Here is a 17,759-nt window from a genome sequence, read left to right as displayed (position 1 = left end):
GACATGGCCAAGCTCGACTACGACGCCCTCAATTCGATGACCAGATACATGATGATCTCGGTCTTCGCCGTGGAACCGGAGGCGTTGGGGGACGATCGCGCGGCGGTGATCGATGAGACCGCGACCTTCCTCAAGCAGCAGGAGGACAAGGGCGTAGTCGTCCGCGGTATCTACGACGTCGCGGGCCTCCGCGCCGACGCCGACTTCATGATCTGGACCCACGCCGAACGTGTGGAGGACCTGCAGTCCACCTACTCGGCCTTCCGTCGCACCGCGCTCGGGCTGGCCAGCGATCCGGTGTGGAGTGTTGTCGCGCTGCACCGGCCCGCCGAGTTCAACAAGAGCCACGTGCCTGCGTTCATCGCCGGCGAGCCGCCGGGTGACTACCTCTGCGTATACCCCTTCGTCCGGTCCTTGGACTGGTATCTGCTGCCAGACGACGAGCGCCGCAAGATGCTCGTCGAGCACGGCATGGCCGGCCGCGAGTACCCCGATGTGCGGGCCAATACCGTGCCCGCGTTCGCGCTCGGCGACTACGAATGGATCCTGGCGTTCGAGGGGCCCGATCTGGCCCGCATCGTCGAGTTGATGTGGAAACTGCGCTACACCGACGCGCGTCGCCATGTGCGCGAGGAGACCCCGTTCTTCACCGGCCCACGCGTCGGAGTGGAAGAGTTGGTCAACAAGCTTCCGTAACTGCGCCGGCGAAAGGACCCCAGTTGTCTGAGGCAAAGACCGGACAGGATCTGCTGTTCGACGCGTTGAGGACCAAGGGCACGGCTTTCACCCACGACGAACGTCGTAAGTACGGTTTGCTCGGGCTACTGCCGACCGCCGAGAAGACCGTCGACCAGCAAGTCGACCATTGCTGGAACGAGTTCTCCACTCGCCGTGAGGGTCTGGACCGGCACATCTATCTGCGCGCGCTGCAGGATCGTAACGAGGTGCTGTTCTACCGTGTGCTGCGCGACCACATCGCCGAGACGATGCCGGTTGTGTACACCCCGACAGTCGGCGAGGCTTGCCAGCGCTTCAGCGAGATCTACCGACGGCCGCGCGGGCTGTTCGTGTCGTATCCGGACCGGGCCGAGTTGCGCGAGGTGTTGCGTAACCGTCCGCATCATGACGTCGACGTGATCGTCGTGACCGACGGGCAGCGAATACTGGGCCTCGGCGATCAAGGCATCGGTGGGATGGGCATCCCGATCGGGAAGCTCTCGCTTTACACCCTGATCGGCGGCATCGACCCGGCTCGCACCCTGCCGATCGTGCTCGACGTCGGCACCGACAACGTCGAATTGCTTGAAGACCCACAGTATTTGGGTTGGCGGCACCGGCGGATCGGCGACGACGAGTACTACGCATTCATCGACGAGTTCGTCGCTGCGGTGCACGAGGAGCTGCCCGATGTGCTGCTGCAGTGGGAGGACTTCGCCACCGCACATGCGCTGCCGATTCTCGAGCGCTATCGCGACAAATTGCTCACCTTCAACGACGACATTCAGGGCACTGCCGCCGTCGCTCTCGGCGCACTGCATGGCGCCGCGAAGGTGGCCGGGCGCCCGCTGTCACAACAGCAGGTGGTGATGCTCGGCGCGGGTTCTGCGGGCATTGGGGTGCTCGACATGGTGCGGCGCGAGATGGTGGCGCAGGGGTTGTCGGAAGCGGATGCGGCCGAACGTATCTGGGTCGTCGACGTCGTCGGTCTGCTCACCGATGACCGCACCGACCTGTCGGCAGAACAGCAGAAGTTTGCCAAGCCGGTGGACCGCGTCGCGAGCTGGGGCTTGTCGGGGCCCGCCCAGCTCGCCGATGTGGTGCACCACGTCGACGTCGGCGTCCTGCTCGGATTGTCCACTGCCGCTGGGGCGTTCACAGAGGATATTGTTCGCGAGCTGGCGGGCAAGACTGAACGGCCCATCATCTTCCCGCTGTCCAACCCGACCAGTCGCGCCGAGGCGCATCCCGCCGAATTGGACGCATGGACCGACAGTCGTGCCCTGATCGCGACGGGCTCACCGTTCGCCCCGCTGCACCGAGACGGCGTCGAGTACCCGATAGCGCAGTGCAACAACGTGTACATCTTCCCGGCCATGGGGCTGGCCGTCACGGCGGCGCAGGCCAACCGGGTCACCGATGAAATGATGCGCGTCGCGGCCGCCACTCTCGGCGACGCCTCGCCGGCACTGATCGATCCCACCCAGCCGCTGCTGCCTGCGTGGACGGACGTGCCCGACATCGCAGTGCGCATCGCGCACGCGGTAGGTCTGCAAGCGATCGCCGACGGCGTCGCCCCAAAGCGCAGCGCCGAGGAACTCGCCGATCGAATCACCCAGGTGCGCTGGACACCTGAGTATCGCATCTGAATTTACTTGGCATTTCGCGTGAGCGGGAATAACTGCGCCGCTTAGCCGATTGGCAACGCTCCGTCAGCATGATTGCAGATTGGCGGCGTTCACTAAGACTATGAGCCAGAAGCTGATTCACAACATGCGGCTCTGTGCCGCAGTAATGGGTAGTGGCGCCATGATCGCCCTTGGCGGCGTGGCGGTGTCTTACATGCAGGGCGAGCAGTTCACAGCAGCGGGAAGCTCCAGCGCGCCCGCCACGACGACTGAGCCAACGGTGCCTGCGATCGAGAAAGCGGTGCCGAGCATCACGGGGCCCGCGCCGCTGTACGCGGGGGAGGCGCCGAACTCGAATCCGCAGGCGGCGATCCCTTAGGGCTAGGACTCCGCAGGCACCAGTCGCAGCGAGATCGAGTTGATGCAGTAGCGCTGGTCGGTCGGGGTGGGGTAGCCCTCGCCCTCGAAGACGTGGCCGAGGTGGCTGTGGCAGTTGGCGCACAGCACCTCGACACGATGCATGCCCAGCGAGTCGTCAGAACGCAGGATCACCGCATCCGAATTGGCCGGGTCGAAGAAAGACGGCCAACCGCAGTGAGATTCGAATTTCTCGCTGCTGCGGAACAATTCGGCGCCGCACGCCCGGCACTCGTACACGCCCTCGGTCTTGGTGTCGGTGTACTCGCCGGTGAACGGCCGCTCGGTGCCCGCCTGGCGAAGCACGTGGAATTCCTCAGGGGTGAGCTTCTTACGCCACTCGTCGTCGGTGAGCTGCAGCTTGGGGGCCGGTGTGGTCATGGTTCCACGCTAGCTCGCTCCTCGGCGTAAGCAAACGCGGCGGCCTCGTCCGTGAGGTCGAACTCGCGCTCCGATGCCATCTGTCCGTCGCGAAACTCAGTCACACTAAGCCGTGTCCATACGTACTGCTCGCTGTCGTGACCGACGGCCTCGCGATCCGTGCGGCTGACGCAACATGTCGGCGATACCCAACAGACGGCCCGATGCCATGTCCGTGCCCGGGCGACCGTCGTGTTGAAATCCTCGATGAAGGCGCGGGCCGCCGCGGCCGACGTGTCCGCAAATGCGGAGCTCGACCGCATCTCGAAGCGCATCTCGGGGGCGGTGAGCTCGCCGAACAACCGGTCAAGGTCACGGCGGTTCAGGGCGCTGAGCCACTCAGTCTGAACGGCGCCAGCTTCGGCGAACGCCGACCCTTCTCCGGCGTAGTACCTCCGATCGAGTTCGCGGTAGGCACTATCGAAGTCGTCCTCGTCGAACCGTCCCTCGTAGGTGAACCGCCCGCTCTCGTCGACCTCATGAACGATCAGGTACGTCGTCTCGTATCCCGCGTCGTTCGACCAGCGGCTCCAGCCAAGGTGAAGACGCTCTCCCCGGACCGCGAGCGTTCGCCCTTCGAACTCGTTGTACTGAGCCAAGATGCCTTCAACGGCAGATCGCACGGTGCGGAGTGGATTGCCGCCCAACCGCCGTCGATCGTCGTAGACGAAGTGCTCGTGGTAGCACGCGGCCATACCGTCGGCGTCGTGGGCTTGCGCGGCGTCGCCCAAGGCGTCCCACGTCAGGCTGGCCCGGTTCACGACTGGCAACCGGCTGGTGGTCGCCCGCACGCGTTCCTCGGCGTAGGCGAACGCCGCCGCCTCATCCTCGAGTTCGAAACGGCACAGCGAGACCAGCCGCCCGTCGCGGATCTCCGTTACGTGAAGCCTTGCCCACGTGTACTTTTCGCCACCTTGTCCGATGGCCTCCCGCTCGAGGCGGGCAATGCCCCACTCGGGCGACAACCAGCACAACGCGCTGCTCCAGGACTTAGTCGAGGCGACCATGCCGTTCAGTTCCTCGAAGGTGGCGCGGAACTCGGCTGCAGTGGGATCTCCGAATACCGATAGCGATCGATTCTCGACGCGCAGGTCGGGGGCGGTGAGCTCGTTGAACAGTCGGTCGAAGTCCCCTCGATTGAGCGCACATACCCATTCGGTGCCGACTGCGCCACCGGCGCCGAACGCCGCGCCCTCGCCCGCGTAGTAACGGTCTTCGAGTTCACGGTAGGCCGCTTCGAAGTCGTCCTCTTCGAAGCGGCCGTGATAAGCGATTCGTCCGTCGTCGTCAACCTCGCACACGGTCAGGTACCTGGCCTCGTTGCCGGCGTCGTCCCACCAGCGAGTCCAGCGCATCTCCAAGCGATCACCTCGCACGGCCAGGACGCGCCAGTCGATGTGTGGGTACTGCTCGAGGATGCGCGCAGATGCTGCAAGTAACTCAGTGGTGCCTACTATCGGATCGCCGCTGAGTCGTCGGTGATCGTCATACACGAATCGATCTGAGTGCACCGCAACCGCGGCCTCGACATCATGGTCTCGCATTGCCCGCAAGGAGGTGTCCGCCGCCTGCGTTGCCCTGTTCCTCACCGCAAGCCTGCTCGCGGTCGTCCGCATTCGCTCCTCGGCGAAGGCGAATGCCGCCGCCTCATCCTCGAGTTCGAAACGGCACAGCGAGACCAGCCGCCCGTCGCGGATCTCGGTTACGTGAAGTTCTGCCCACGTGTACTTTTCGCCACCTTGTCCGATGGCCTCCCGCTCGAGACGGGCAATGCCCCACTCGGGCGACAACCAGCACAATGCGGAGCTCCAGGACTTAGTCGAGGCGACCATGCCGTTCAGTTCCTCGAAGGTGGCGCGGAACACGGCTGCAGTGGGATCTCCGAATACCGATAGCGACCGATTCTCGACACGCAGGCCGGGGGCGGTGAGCTCGTTGAACAGTCGGTCGACGTCTCCTCGGTTGAGCCCACATACCCATTCGGTGCCGACGGCACCCCCGGCGCCGAATGCCGCGCCCTCGCCCGCGTAATAGCGGCCTTCGAGTTCACGGTAGGCAGCTTCGAAGTCTTCCTCATCGAAGCAACCGTGATATTCGATCCGGCCGTCATCGTCGGTTTCATTCACATATATGGAGGTCGTCACGTTGCCGTCGTCGTCGGACCAGCGAGTCCAGAGAAGGTGCAAACGCTCTCCACGAACGGCCACAACGCGAGTCTCGAACTCGGTGTACTGATCAAAGACGCGCTCGATCGCGGCCCTCATCGCATCACGGTCGAGGATGGGATCGCCGCTCAACCGTCGTCGATCGTCAAACACGAACCGGTCTGAGTACCAGGCCAGCGCGCGATCGACGTCGTGGGCCTGGGACGCCTTGAGGAACGGGGCGATGTACTCGCATGACTTGTTTGTCACCGCAAGTCTGCTCGCGGTCGTCCGCATTCGCTCCTCGGCGAAGGCGAATGCGGCGTCTTCGTCGTCGAGTTCGAAACGGCAGGCCGCTGCGAACCGCCCCTCGCTGATCTCGCTTACGTGAAGCCATGTCCACGTGTACTTTTCGCCGTCAAGCCCAATCGCCTCTCGCTCGAAGCGAAACACGACGATGGTGGGCGACAGCCAACACAGGGCCGAGTGCCATGACCGCGACCAGGCGACCATCGCGTTCAACTCTTTGAAGCTGCCGCGAATCTCAGCGGCCGAGCGATCCACGAAGACAGATCGTGAACGACTGACGACATGCATATCGGGGGTTGTCAGCTCACCGAACAGTCTGTCGAAGTCGCCTTGGTTCAGCGCTGCGATCCACTCGGTCGCAATTGCGCCGCCGGCGGCGAATTCCGCGCCCTCATCGGCGTAGTAGCGGCGCTCCAGTTCGCGGTAGGCGCTTTCGAAATCGTCTTCATCGAAGCGGCCGTCGTAGTGAATCAGTCCGTCATCGCCGATTTCGTATAAGTGCAGGTAGGTGGTTTCATACCCGGCGTCATTGAACCAGCGATTCCAAAACAGATGAAGACGCTCGCCCCGGACAGCAAGGGCCTGCGTATCGAAGTGGTTGTACTGCTGGAAGATCCGCTCGATCGCGGAGCGCATGCCTTCCAGAGTATGCAACGGGTCACCGCTGATGCGACGCCGATCGTCGAACACAAACGGCTCCGCATAGCACGCGATGGCAGCCTCGCGATCACCAGAGCGCATCGCGTTCGCAAGCTTTTCCGCTCTCTGGCTGGCTCTGTTCGCAATTGCGAGCCTGCGCGTGGATGCCCGCATCAACTCATCGGCGTACGCGAACGCCGAGTCTTCGTCGTCGATTTCGAATTGGCACACTGACACAAGCCGACCGTTGCGGAGCTCGTTGACAAACAGCCGTGTCCACGAGTAGCGCTCGTCGTCGTGTCCGATGGCCTCCCGCTCGAAGCGTCCAACGACCACCGTCGGCGATACCCAAGACAATGCGGAGAGCATTGTCCGCGTCGAGGCGACCCTCGCGTTGAGGTCCTCGAAGCTGACGCGAAGTTCTGCGGCGGAGAGATCTGGAAGTGCCGAGCGCGAACGGTTCTCGACCCGCAAGTCGCTGCTACTCAGTTCATTGAAGAGCCGATCGAAATCGCCCCGGTTCATGGCGTTCAACCAGTCGGTTACCGCGGCACTCGCTTCAGCGAATGCCGCACCTTCACCGGAGCAGTAGCGGCGCTCGAGTTCGCGGTAGGCGCCCTCGAAATCTTCATCGTCGAAGCGGATGAAATGGCTCACCCGTCGGTCGTCGTCGGTCTCAATTACGTACAGTGTCGGTGTTTGGTTACCGTCATCGTCTGACCAACGGCTCCACAGAAGATGCAAGCGCTGCCCGCGCACCGCCAGAACGCGAAACTCGAAGTGGTTGTAGTGCTCGAAGACGCGCTCGATCGCCGTGCGCATCGCATCGCGGGTGACAATGGGGTCACCGCTGAGGTGTCGCCGATCGTCGTAGACGAACTCATCGGCGTAGACGGAGAGCGTGGCGTCGACGTCGTGGGCCCGTGTCGCCTCGATGAAGCCCGGCAGGAACTCGCATGACTCATTTGTGATCGCCAGGCGGCTCGTGGTCCCGCGTAGCCGCTCCTCGGCGTAAGCGAAGGCGGCGGCCTCGTCTTCGACGTCAAAGCTGCAGACCGCCGCGATTTGACCGTCGCGAATCTCGCCCGCGCTGAGCCATGCCCACGCATAGTTCTCGCCGTCCGGTCCAATGGCTTCGCGGTCGAATCGACCGACCATCACAGTCGGCGACAGCCAGGTCACCGTCGAGTTCCACAGCCGCGCCGATGTGACCATCGCGTTGAGTCCCTCGAAGCCGGTGCGAATCTCGGTGGCGTAGTCGTTGGTGAAGGGTGCGCGAGAACGATTCTCCAAGTGTGCTTCTGAACTGATGAGCTCACCGAACGCCCGGTCGAAGTCGCCCCGATTCAGCGCGGTGACCCACTCCGTGATGAAACTCCCCGCGTCTGCGGAAACCACCCCGTCTCCGGAGTAGTAGCGACGGTCGAGCTCGCCGTAGGCACCCTCGAAGTCGTCCTCGTCGAAGCGGACGTCGTGGGTCAGCAGTCCGTCATCGTCGACCTCGTACACGATGAGATAAGCGGTTTCGTAACCGGCGTCATTGGAACAACGGCTGTGCGCGAGGACCAGCCCTTCGCCGCGTACCGCCAACGTGCGTATCTCGAAGAGACTGTACTGCTCGATCAGCTTTTCGTACGACGCCCGCAACGTTGTGACATTGTCCACCGGGATGCCGCTCAACCGCCTCCGGTCTTGATAGGTGAACGTGTCCGAGCAGGCTGCAACCATACCGTCCACATCCCCGGCCTGTAGCGCGCGATAAGCAGCATCCACCGCTCGACTGGCCCGGTTGGTGACCGCCGTGCGTGAGGACGTCGTGGTCGGTGGAGCTGGTGGAACCGCACGTTCACCCCCCCGACTGATCGCACTCGCCACTTCCTTCGCTGTGTACAGCGCTTCGGCGTCAGCCCGAGCGGCGTTGCTGCCCTCCACATCTCCAGCTGCAGCAAGTACCCGGCTCAATGCGAGGCAGGCTTCGGCGTGGTCAAGTACCAGGTCGGTGCCTGCGGCGACGGCAACCGCATCCCGCGCCATAGTGGTGGCTTCATCGTATCGGTGCTGTGCTGCCAGGATCTCGGCCCGAACTGCGCGCCAGGCGATTGCCGTTTTCAGGTTGCGGCCTGCGAGGCGCTCGCTCTCCGTCGCATACCGGTCGGCTTCGTCAAGCCGGCCTTGGACGAGTACGGATCGCGCCAGAAGCGCCGCGGCCTGACCTGCGTCGGCGCCAACCCCGAGCGCATCCAAACCCTCGAGGGCAGTTCGGAAGTGGGGTTCGGCGGCGATCGGGTCGCCTTCCATCGTCTCGATGATGCCAGCGAACAGTTCGGTCTCCATGAGCCCGTGCCGCAGGCCGAGATCGGCGACCACCTGCCGGGCGTCGGCGAGCATCGTGCGGGCCTTGGTCGACCGGCCTCGTAACATTTCCAGAACCGCCAAGCAGCGCAACGATGTTGCCTCGAGTGACGGTGCGGCCGTGGTCATTCGCTGCATCCGCACCACGTCGAGGCAACGGCCGCCGGCCTTCGGCACGGGGCTAGGCCCCCATAGCGCGGCGCCGGGCGCGGCGCCAAGGGCGGCGGTGATCTGCCGGTGGTCCCCGCTTCGGCGCGCCGCGATGAGCGCCTCGAACAGGTCGGCTTCGCAGTCACCGATCCGGCCAAGGCGTGCGCGCGCGCCCGCCCGCACCCGATGCGCCTTCGCCAAACCTGCCGCATCGTTGCGGCGGCCGAACTCGTCGATGGCGCTTTGCAGGCGGTCATCGATTTCCAATAACCGCTCCGGGGCGGTGTAGACCACGAATTGGCATCGATAGCAGGTCGCCCACGGCGCCAGCGCGTCGCCGGCGATGCGGTCGAGTTCATCGACCAGTGGCGCTCCGGCGGACACGTCGCCCGCCGAAAGGAAAGCCTCACAACCGATCAGCAGCAGTTCGGCGTGCAGCGATTCGTCCGCCGCCGCCAATGCTGCACCGCGAGCGGCCTGGGTGCCCGCAGAGACCAGCTCGTCGCGATCGAGGGCCCGCCGCGCCGATGCGGCATAGCGGTGGGCCGACCGCAGGGCGAGATCGCCTGTGGGGGTGCCCAGTTCGAGTCGATAGGAGTGTGCGGCTTCCAGATTCCGGGCGATGATCTCGTCGGATTCGAATGCCGCCCCTGAGCCGCCCGCTTCGACCAAATCGGCCAGCCGCTCGTGCAGATCCGCGCGGTCAGACTTCAGCAGGCGGCGGTAGGCCACGTCACGGATGAGGACGTGGTGGAAGCGCCAGACCGCCTCGTCGCCGAGGTAGGTCCCGCTGGGTTGCGCGAACTCGAGGCGTCGAAGCCGGTTGAGGGACACCATGATCTCAGCTGCGCTTGCACCGGCGAGGGCGGACACCGCCCCGGGCGAGAAGTCGTTGCCGATCACCGATGCGACTTCGAGGACGCGACGGTCGGAAGCGTTGAGCCGTTCCAGACGCGACGCGAGCAAGGCATGGATCGTCGGCGGGATCGTGATCGCGTCGACGTCGATCGCAAGTCGCCAGCCCGTCGCCTCCTGCACGAGCACCCCGTCGTGTGCGAGCATGCCGATCAGTTCCCGTACGAACAGCGGATTGCCTCCGGTCGACGACGGCAGGCGGTGCAGGAGTTCGTCGGGCAGCGCAATGGCTCCGAGCACCTTGGCGGCGAGTTCGGCTGTGGCGCCGGCGTCGAGGCCGTCAAGGTGCACCGCCTCCGATACCCAGCGGCTGACGGTGACGAGGTCGGGCCGGATCTCGCGGAGTTCGGGCCGTGCCAGGGCCAGCAGCAGTATCGGCGCTTCCTGCGCCCATTCCACCAGATGCTCGATGAAATCCAGCAAGAGGGCGTCGGCCCACTGAATGTCGTCGAGAACCAACAGGACCGGGGACGCGGAAGCCAGCACCTCGACGAATCGTCGCAAGGCCCAGAAGTTTTCCTCGACAGAGCCCGCGACGCCGGTCGCCAAGCCGTTGAGGTCGCGCAGCAACCGATCGCGCTCGGGAACGCCTGCGGGAACGTCACTTTCGAGGTCTCTGGATCGGAGGACCTCCACGAGGGGTGCCAGGGCGACCGTCGCCGCGACGTCGCACCGGACCGGGATGATGCGCGCATCGCCTTGCGCCGCGGTGAACTCCGCCGCCAACCGGCTCTTTCCCACGCCGGGATCACCAATGACCGTGATCATCCGCGCCGCTCGCGCGGCGACAACGTCGTCGAGTACCGCCTGCAATCGCCGCACCTCGTCGGCCCGGCCGACGAATGGAGTGGCATCGGTGTCCGACTGGCGGCCGAGCCACTGGTACACCGCAACTGGGGCGCTTCGCCCCTTCACCTGCACGTCGCCGAGCGACTCGTACCCGTGCCGTCCCCGTGTGGACCGCCAGGTTTCCTCGCCGACCACGACCCGTCCGCGTGGGCACTCGGCCTCGAGTCGGGCTCCGACGTTCAGCGCGTCGCCGACAAGGTCGGCATCGCCGGCCCCGACGACGACTTCACCTGTGTTCACCGCAACGCGCAGTGCGAGTTCGACCCCATGGATTTCGGTGACCATGGCTGCCAGGTCGACGAAATGCTCCTGCAACTCGACAGCGGCTTCGACCGCCCGCGCGGCGTCGTCCGGGCCGATCTCGGGCACACCCCAGACGGCCATGAACCCGTCGCCGATGTACTTCGTCAGCCCCGCCCTGTGGTGTTCGGCGGTCGAGCGCAGCAGATCGTGGTAGCGGCCAATGACCTCGCGCGCTGTCTCCGCATCAACCTGCTCCTCGAAGCCGGTCGAACCGGCCAGGTCGGCGAACATCACCGTTACCGTCTTGCGAACCGGCCCGGCATTCGAAACGCCTTGTGACACTTGAGCATCCAGCCGTGCACCGCATCCCCGGCAAAACCGTGCGGTGGCACTGGCTTCCACACCGCATGTCGCGCACTCTCGGGCCAGTGACGAACCACAGCCCTCGCAGAAGCGCGCATCCTCTTCGTTCGGCGTCCCGCAGGCGGGGCAGGCGCGGCGATGCTCGGCCATGTTCAGTCCGGCCTGAGCATGAGGGCGTCGTGGTCTTCGATTGCCGTCGCCGACCTGTTGAGCATCGCTCGCAGCAGATCCAGTTGGCGTTCGTTGACGATGTCGATGCGGCCGGCCGCGATGACGGGGTAGCCGAAGCACCACGCTGTGGTGAGCCGGTAGTCGCGCAGCAATTGTTCTCGGGGGTAATCGATTCCGTGTTCGGCCAGCCGTTCGGCATACCGCTCGAGTAACCCACTTTCACAGCTTCGTCGGGTCTCGACGGTAAGGCTCTGGCTCAGGAAGTAGCCGACGTCGTAGGCCCCTCGACCCTTTGCGGTGATCTGCCAGTCCAGCGCGGTCACCGGCGGGTCGTCGGCGTCGACCGCGAAGAACAATTGGTCGAGGCGGAGGTCTCCATGCAGGAAGGTGTGGGGCGGGTGCGTGAGTTCGGTCAGCAACCAGGGCATCAAGGAGGGCAGCTTCCTGCCGAAATCGAGCAACGAGGGGGAGAGGTCGGCCCCCACGCGTTCGAGGAACACCGGCCAGCCGGTTGTGTAGTTGGCGATGGCGACGTCCGGAAAGGGAGGCAGGTTGAATGGCGTCAGCCACGACAGTGACGCCAGCCGGTCGTTGGCCCACCAATGGGCGTGGTGACGGGCGATGGCGTCGATCACGGTCTCGGCGTCCGCCGGGCTGCATCCGGCGGTCTGGTCTGCTAGGCGAAGCCGGCCCAGATCCTCGAGTACAAGGACGAAGTCGTGGGTGGTCTCGTCGAAGGCGGTGAAGTAGGGGAGCGCCGGTGGAAGAGGATTCGCGATACCGATTTCGTCGTAGAAGCGGACCTCGCGGAGATAGAAGTCGGCGGCCTCGCAAATCTGCCTGCGGACCTTGGTGTCGAGGGTCGGCAGCTTCACCACCACGGAGGCCGGAACGCCGGGTCCGCCCTCGAGATGGACGCGAAACAACCGGCCCAGAAGGCCGACCCCGATTGCGATCTGGTCGATCGCGCATGCCCGTACGTCTGCCTGCAGGGTGTCGCTCAGCCATGCCGGGGTTACGGATAAGGGATCGACTGGAATCGTCGGCATACGCTTCGCCTCCCCGTGGCGCCCCCCGGCCAGCGAATCAATCGTACGAGATTCGACCGCCATCAGCGCTGATACCGCACCCCGGGAAGTTGCAGAAGCAAACGCCGCCCGGGTTCAAGCCGGCACGGGCTCCTTGGGCTTCATCCACGTCGGGTCGATGCCGTCGTCGAGTCGGCCGTCGGCTTTGGCGTCGAGATAACGGAAGTAGAGCACGCAGAACACCACGATGAGCATCAAGCACCACCCGTAGGTGAACTTCATGTACTCCAGGAAGCGTCCCGTCGTCGGCCAGTGCCCGAGCAGCCAGCGGTCGGCGCTCATGAACCCGTAGATCGCCAGCCAGGCCGGCCAGTTGCGGATCACCGAATTCGGCAGCACCACCGTCATCAGGAACGGGAACAGCATCATCGAGTAGTAGCCCTGGCCAAGCGACAGCACCAGATACGACGCGATCAGCAGCACACCCGACGAGGTCGCCATCCAGAACAGCGGGTCACGGGTGCGGTAGTGACGGTACAACAACCACAGGCTGGCGATAGCCAACGCCAGAAACGCGATGCGCAGCAACAGGATCAGCCACCCCGGTAAGCCGTAGTAGATGCCGTTGCCCTGGATCGAGCTGTTGAAGTAGTCGCGGATCGAGAAGATGTAGGGAATCGTGCCGCGCACGAAGTTCATCGGATCGCTCACCATGAACCAGCCGATTGCGTTGAACACGACCGGAATCACGATCGCGGTGACAATGGCCCGCCATTGCCGGTTCAGCAGCGGCAACAACAGCAGCGGTCCCAGAAGCGGTTTCACCACAAGTGACAGCCCGATCGCCACGCCGGCCCACCATTGGTGATTGACCTTCCCGTCGAGCAGCCAGCGGAAGAACAACACCTCGAGCAAAAGAATGCAGCCGTTGATGTTGCCGAAAACCAGTGTGTTGACCACGCTTTCGGTGCAGAACATCGCGACGAGCAGTGCGGGCAGTGCCACCGACGTCCACGAGAACTTGAACAGGTTCACCAGCAGGAACGCCGCGATGACGATCGCGATCGTGTTGAACGTGATGAACCAGTACCGCGACGCGTCGACCGGTAGATAGCCGAACGGCGCCATGATCAGCGTGCCGCCGGGTGGGTACAGGTAGTGCGGGTCGACCTGATCGAAGTGCTCGTTGTAGATGTCCCAGCCGCGCTTGAAGTTGACGACTGCGCGGTAGACCGGGCCGTAGTCGTCGGTGATGTAGCCGTTGGTGGCCAGCACGTAGCTGCGGTGGATGATCATCACGATCGCGATCGGCCAGAGGATCGACCGCAGCACCGTTGCGACACTTGGGGCTGAGGTGGGGGGTGCAAACGCCTTCAGCAGGCCGGTTCGGATGGAGTCGGGAGCCGCCACCAGCGCACCGTACACCGACAGCCCGAGCGGCCCGTGTCAGGCAGGGCAGTACGTGTCGGTCGGCGGCAGGTTGCCGCTGTCCAGGTAACCGATGATCGGCGGCAGCGCGCAGTCCGAATAGATGCTGGCGCCGTGCCCGATGCCCTGCCACATCACCCGCCTGCTGGTGGTGCCCGCGTTGATCACCGTCGCGGCGACCGCCGCCACGCCCTCGTTGCCGACGATCGGGTCGTTCTGCACACCGAGTAGCACCACCGGGATCTTCAGGTTCTTGGGATCCTGCGGCGCCGATCCGCTCGGCCAGTTCAGGCACTTGACCAGGCTCAGCGCGCCGACGAGGCCGAACTGCGGGTAGAGCTTGGGCCACGCGACCACGAGCTCGCGGACCCGGTCGGGCGTCGGCCGGTTCAACGAGTCGCTGCAGCCGTTGACGAACTGCCCATCGGTCTGGCGCAGCGCCTCGGCGGCGGTGATCAGGTTGGTCATCTGGTTCGCATTGCCGGAGCGGGCCGCCGCCACCGCCGCGGCCAGGTCGTTGCCGGCGTTGACGCGGTCGCCGCGCGGGTACGCCAGCGCGGTCGAGATGGCGTCGGCGACGCTCGCCACCGACGCGCCGCCCGGCCCGCTTCCGTTGCGCGCCGACGTCAGCAGCGCGTCGATCGCCCCCTTGGGGTCGGGCGCGAGCGGGCAGTTGGTGGCCACGCACTGCGCGGCCCACGCGTCGAGCGCCGCCTGCTCACCTTTGACACGTTGTTCCATCGCGGCCTCGGCAGCGATGCCCAGCGGCAGCGGGGAGTCGAGTATCAGCCGGGCCACTTTGTTCGGGTGCGATCCGGCGTAGGCCAACGCGACCTGAGCGCCGTTACCGACGCCGAGCAGTGCGAGCGTGGGCACATCCCAGGTGCTCCGCAGCCGTTCGATGTCCTCTGCGGCATGCCCGTTGTCGTAGGCCGAGTCGCCGGGCGCGATGGTGTCGGTGCAGCTGGTGGTCGCGGTCTGGGTGATGGCGCCGAGGTTGGCCACCGGGTCATCGCCCGACTGGAACTGCGCCTGGTCGATCATCTCCTGGCGGTCGAACACATCGCGGCAGTCCAGCGCACCCGACATGCCGGTGCCGCGGCGGTCCACCGCCACGATCGGATTGGTCTTGAGAATGTCGGCGCCCGCGCGAGACAGCCAGACGGGCAGCTGCGTCGACGACGGCAGGTCCGATCCGGTGGTCATCACCAGCGGTCCGGCGTCCTTGGGCGTCTGCGCCGACGTGGCCCGCACGACGCCGATGCTGACGGTCCCGCTGGCGCCGTTGATGGGATCGAGGTCGGCGTCATAGCTGGCGCAGTCCAGCTTCACGCCGGGCAGTGGCGGCACGGCGGCCTCATTGAACAGCCGCGAGGTGCAGTCCCGCCAGGACAGGTCGTTCTTCGGCGCCTCGATCGGCGGCGGCCCCGTCGGCGGTTTGGTGGTCTGCGGCGCTCCCTGCGGGCCGGCGCCGGAGTCGGTGGCGTACCGAGGATTGGCGGCCAAACCCGGCGCGCATGCAGTCACCAACGCCAAAACAGTTGCCAAGCTCAGGGCTTTTGCGAGCTGACGACGCCGATGCATGCTGACCAATGTACTGGTGGTCGACTTAGGCGCCCTTGACGTAGCGGCTGTACAGGTAGCCGTCGTCGTCGGTCAACAGGTGGGTGCGCCGCATCGTGGTGTGCACGCTGCCCATGCCGGTCACGATGCGTTTGGATCCGCCGCCGACGAGGATCGGCGCGACGGTCAGGCACAGCTCGTCGAGCAGCCCCTCCTCGATCAGCGAGCCGAGCAGTAGCGGGCCGCCCTCGGTGAGCACGCGGTAGAGCCCGCGTTCGGCGAGGATTTTCAGGACGGTCGCATTGTCGACGGATTCGGGTTCGCGCCCCGACGCATCGACGACCTCGGCTACCGAGCCGAGTCGACGACGTGCGTCGTCATGGAAACGGCTGGTGGTCAGGATCAGCGGCGGCACCTCGGTGCGGGTGAACAGCAGAGCGTTCGGATCGATGTTGCCCGAACGGGTGACGATGGCGATCGGCGGTACCTCGGCCTGCCCGCGGTGCTGACGTTCTTGCCGGGCAGCGACGGGCAGTTGGGCGCCGGAGTAGTTCTCGATGCGGACGGTGGAGGCGCCGACCAGGATGACATCGGCGGCGTGACGCATCAGCGAGAACACCGCGCGGTCGCCGGCACCGGCCAGGCCGCCGGCCTTGCCGTCGTCGGTGGCGCCGCCGTCGAGGCTGGCGATCATGTTGCCGCGCACCCAGCACGACTGCAGGCCGTCGGGGTAGGAGTACAAGTCGACAAGCCGGCTGTCGTCGACGGAGTCGGTGGCGCCAAGCACTGTGAGCTGGATCCCGGCAGCGTCGTCAGGCATACGCAGAATTGCAGCACGTCGCTAAGGTGCGTGCATGCACGGGTCCAGTGGTGTCGCGCATTTGGTCGATCGGCACCCCACCGTGACGCCCGAGCGGCTGATCGCCCAGCTGATCCCGCCGCCGACCTTTTCCGACGTCAGCTTCGAAACGTACAAACCCGATCCCGCCGAGCCGACGCAGGCGGCAGCGGTGCATTCGTGCCGGCAGTTCTGTGAGCAGGCCGTCGCGCGACGGGCAGGCAAGAAGAAGTTGTTCGGCAGGCACGAGGTACTGCCAGGGGTCGGCATCTACCTCGACGGTGGGTTCGGCGTCGGCAAGACGCACCTGCTGGCGTCGTCATACTTCGCGATCTCTGCAGCCTCCGCGGCGCCGACGGCGTTCGCGACGTTCGGCGAGATGACCCAGCTGGCAGGCGTGTTCGGCTTCGTCGAATGCATCGAGCTGCTGGCCGGCTACACCGCGGTCTGCATCGACGAGTTCGAACTCGACGATCCTGGCAACACCACGCTGATCTCGCGGCTGTTGTCCGAACTGGTCGCCCGCGGCGTGTCGGTGGCAGCGACGTCCAATACGCTGCCCGACCAACTCGGCGAGGGCCGCTTCGCCGTGCAGGACTTCCTCCGTGAAATCCAGGCTCTGTCAAGCATTTTCACCTCCGTGCGCATCGACGGGCCGGACTACCGCCATCGCGATCTCCCGCCGGCGCCCGAACCGCCGAGCGACGAGGAGGTCGCGAAACGCGCCGCACAGGTGCCCGGTGCGACGCTGGACGACTTCGACGCGTTGTGCGCACATTTGGCGACCATGCATCCGTCGCGTTATCTGACGCTGATCGAGGGCGTTAGCGAGGTGTTCATCACCGGCGTGCACCCGATCGATGACCAGAACGTCGCGCTGCGCTTGGTGTCGCTGACCGATCGGCTTTACGACGCAGGCGTTCCGGTCGTGGCATCGGGGACGAAGCTGGACACCGTCTTCTCCGCCGAGATGATGGCGGGCGGCTTCCGCAAGAAGTACCTACGCGCGACGTCGCGCCTGTTGGCGTTGACCGCCGCCGGCCATAGCTCCGGCTAGAGCGGGCGCACCATCACGTAATCGTTCTCGACGCCGGCGCCGAGCCGAAAAGTCTTGGTGCCGTTGATCGTAAAGCCCTGCTTGGTGTAGAAGCGCTGGGCGCGCTGGTTCAGCTGGTTGACACCGAGCCAGACGCACTTGGCGTCGACATCGGCCGCGTACCGCAACGCCGCGGCCATCAGCGCGGCGGAGACGCCCGCGCCGTGGCTGCCGGGCAGCACGTAGATCTTGGACAGCTCGACGGCGGGTCGCAGCGTGACGGCTTGCTGCACATCGGCATCGTCGGGCACACCGCGAATCAGCATGGCGTAGCCCGCAATTCGGCCGTCATCTCGTGCACACAGCACTGCGCGATCAGGGTCGGCGAGGTAGTCGGCAAAGCGCACCTGCGACAGGTTCTCGGCGACGAACGCGGCGATGTTCTCCGGCGTCGCCGACGGCGGGCACGCCAGCGGAAAAGTGCGGGCGGCCACGTCGGCGAGTTCAATTAGATCGGCCGCTACGGCCGCCGCGACATCAATGGCCACG

General features: G+C 65.3%; 11 protein-coding genes. 4 read left to right on the top strand and 7 right to left on the bottom strand.

Going from position 1 to position 17,759, the window contains the following annotated elements; translation table 11 throughout:
* Nucleotides 1–3: 3 nt before the first annotated feature.
* The 3 genes from hemQ (at nucleotide 4) to GGC64_RS02485 (ending at nucleotide 2,724) form a co-directional block, all read left to right on the top strand.
* The gene (hemQ, locus tag GGC64_RS02495; protein ID WP_192720865.1) at nucleotides 4–696 is read left to right on the top strand and encodes a hydrogen peroxide-dependent heme synthase; all 693 of its coding nucleotides are present in this window, start codon (nucleotides 4–6) and stop codon (nucleotides 694–696) included.
* Nucleotides 697–719: 23 nt separating this feature from the next.
* Nucleotides 720–2,366, top strand: a complete 1,647-nt coding sequence (locus tag GGC64_RS02490) for an NAD-dependent malic enzyme (RefSeq protein ID WP_192720864.1) — start codon at nucleotides 720–722, stop codon at nucleotides 2,364–2,366.
* A 100-nt stretch (nucleotides 2,367–2,466) separates the two neighbouring features.
* On the top strand, nucleotides 2,467–2,724 hold the full coding sequence (locus GGC64_RS02485; protein ID WP_192720863.1) for a hypothetical protein: 258 nt from the start codon (nucleotides 2,467–2,469) through the stop codon (nucleotides 2,722–2,724).
* A 2-nt stretch (nucleotides 2,725–2,726) separates the two neighbouring features.
* On the opposite strand, the gene msrB is transcribed toward GGC64_RS02485, so the two are convergent.
* From msrB to GGC64_RS02455, 6 genes are all read right to left on the bottom strand, one after another.
* Complete coding sequence (gene msrB / locus GGC64_RS02480) at nucleotides 2,727–3,143, bottom strand: peptide-methionine (R)-S-oxide reductase MsrB (protein ID WP_192720862.1); 417 nt, start codon at nucleotides 3,141–3,143, stop codon at nucleotides 2,727–2,729.
* On the bottom strand, nucleotides 3,140–11,296 hold the full coding sequence (locus GGC64_RS02475) for an AAA family ATPase (protein ID WP_192720861.1): 8,157 nt from the start codon (nucleotides 11,294–11,296) through the stop codon (nucleotides 3,140–3,142). Before GGC64_RS02475 ends, msrB begins: the two co-directional genes overlap by 4 nt.
* A 2-nt stretch (nucleotides 11,297–11,298) precedes the next feature.
* Nucleotides 11,299–12,366, bottom strand: a complete 1,068-nt coding sequence (locus GGC64_RS02470) for an oxidoreductase family protein (RefSeq protein ID WP_192720860.1) — start codon at nucleotides 12,364–12,366, stop codon at nucleotides 11,299–11,301.
* A 114-nt stretch (nucleotides 12,367–12,480) separates the two neighbouring features.
* Nucleotides 12,481–13,770 (bottom strand): arabinofuranan 3-O-arabinosyltransferase, encoded by a 1,290-nt coding sequence (gene aftC / locus GGC64_RS02465; RefSeq protein WP_192720859.1) that lies wholly within the window; start codon nucleotides 13,768–13,770, stop codon nucleotides 12,481–12,483.
* A 21-nt stretch (nucleotides 13,771–13,791) separates the two neighbouring features.
* Nucleotides 13,792–15,357, bottom strand: a complete 1,566-nt coding sequence (locus GGC64_RS02460) for an alpha/beta hydrolase (protein WP_192720858.1) — start codon at nucleotides 15,355–15,357, stop codon at nucleotides 13,792–13,794.
* 25 nt (nucleotides 15,358–15,382) lie between these two features.
* Nucleotides 15,383–16,156 carry a pyrimidine reductase family protein gene (locus tag GGC64_RS02455; protein ID WP_192720857.1) on the bottom strand — a complete coding sequence of 258 codons (774 nt, stop codon included), beginning with the start codon at nucleotides 16,154–16,156 and terminating at the stop codon, nucleotides 15,383–15,385.
* Between the two features lie 34 nt (nucleotides 16,157–16,190).
* On the opposite strand from GGC64_RS02455, the gene zapE reads away from it, so the two are divergent.
* Nucleotides 16,191–17,231: a cell division protein ZapE gene (gene zapE / locus GGC64_RS02450; protein ID WP_192720856.1), complete on the top strand. Its 1,041-nt coding sequence runs from the start codon at nucleotides 16,191–16,193 to the stop codon at nucleotides 17,229–17,231.
* Here zapE and GGC64_RS02445 read toward each other — a convergent pair.
* Complete coding sequence (locus tag GGC64_RS02445; protein ID WP_192720855.1) at nucleotides 17,228–17,758, bottom strand: GNAT family N-acetyltransferase; 531 nt, start codon at nucleotides 17,756–17,758, stop codon at nucleotides 17,228–17,230. The two genes, zapE and GGC64_RS02445, sit on opposite strands and share 4 nt — an antisense overlap.
* Nucleotide 17,759: the final 1 nt, after the last annotated feature.

The organism is Mycobacterium sp. OAS707 (assembly GCF_014873705.1).
GTDB lineage: Bacteria > Actinomycetota > Actinomycetes > Mycobacteriales > Mycobacteriaceae > Mycobacterium.
This window is presented reverse-complemented; position numbering and strand designations above follow the sequence as displayed.

Bases quoted from the DNA above. Each gene is read 5' to 3' on its own strand.
- hemQ (WP_192720865.1), top strand. From the start codon at position 4: ATGGCCAAGCTCGACTACGACGCCCTCAATTCGATGACCAGATACATG.
- GGC64_RS02485 (WP_192720863.1), top strand. From the start codon at position 2,467: ATGAGCCAGAAGCTGATTCACAACATGCGGCTCTGTGCCGCAGTAATG.
- msrB (WP_192720862.1), bottom strand. From the start codon at position 3,143: ATGACCACACCGGCCCCCAAGCTGCAGCTCACCGACGACGAGTGGCGT.
- GGC64_RS02460 (WP_192720858.1), bottom strand. From the start codon at position 15,357: ATGCATCGGCGTCGTCAGCTCGCAAAAGCCCTGAGCTTGGCAACTGTT.
- GGC64_RS02470 (WP_192720860.1), bottom strand. From the start codon at position 12,366: ATGCCGACGATTCCAGTCGATCCCTTATCCGTAACCCCGGCATGGCTG.
- GGC64_RS02455 (WP_192720857.1), bottom strand. From the start codon at position 16,156: ATGCCTGACGACGCTGCCGGGATCCAGCTCACAGTGCTTGGCGCCACC.
- GGC64_RS02475 (WP_192720861.1), bottom strand. From the start codon at position 11,296: ATGGCCGAGCATCGCCGCGCCTGCCCCGCCTGCGGGACGCCGAACGAA.
- zapE (WP_192720856.1), top strand. From the start codon at position 16,191: ATGCACGGGTCCAGTGGTGTCGCGCATTTGGTCGATCGGCACCCCACC.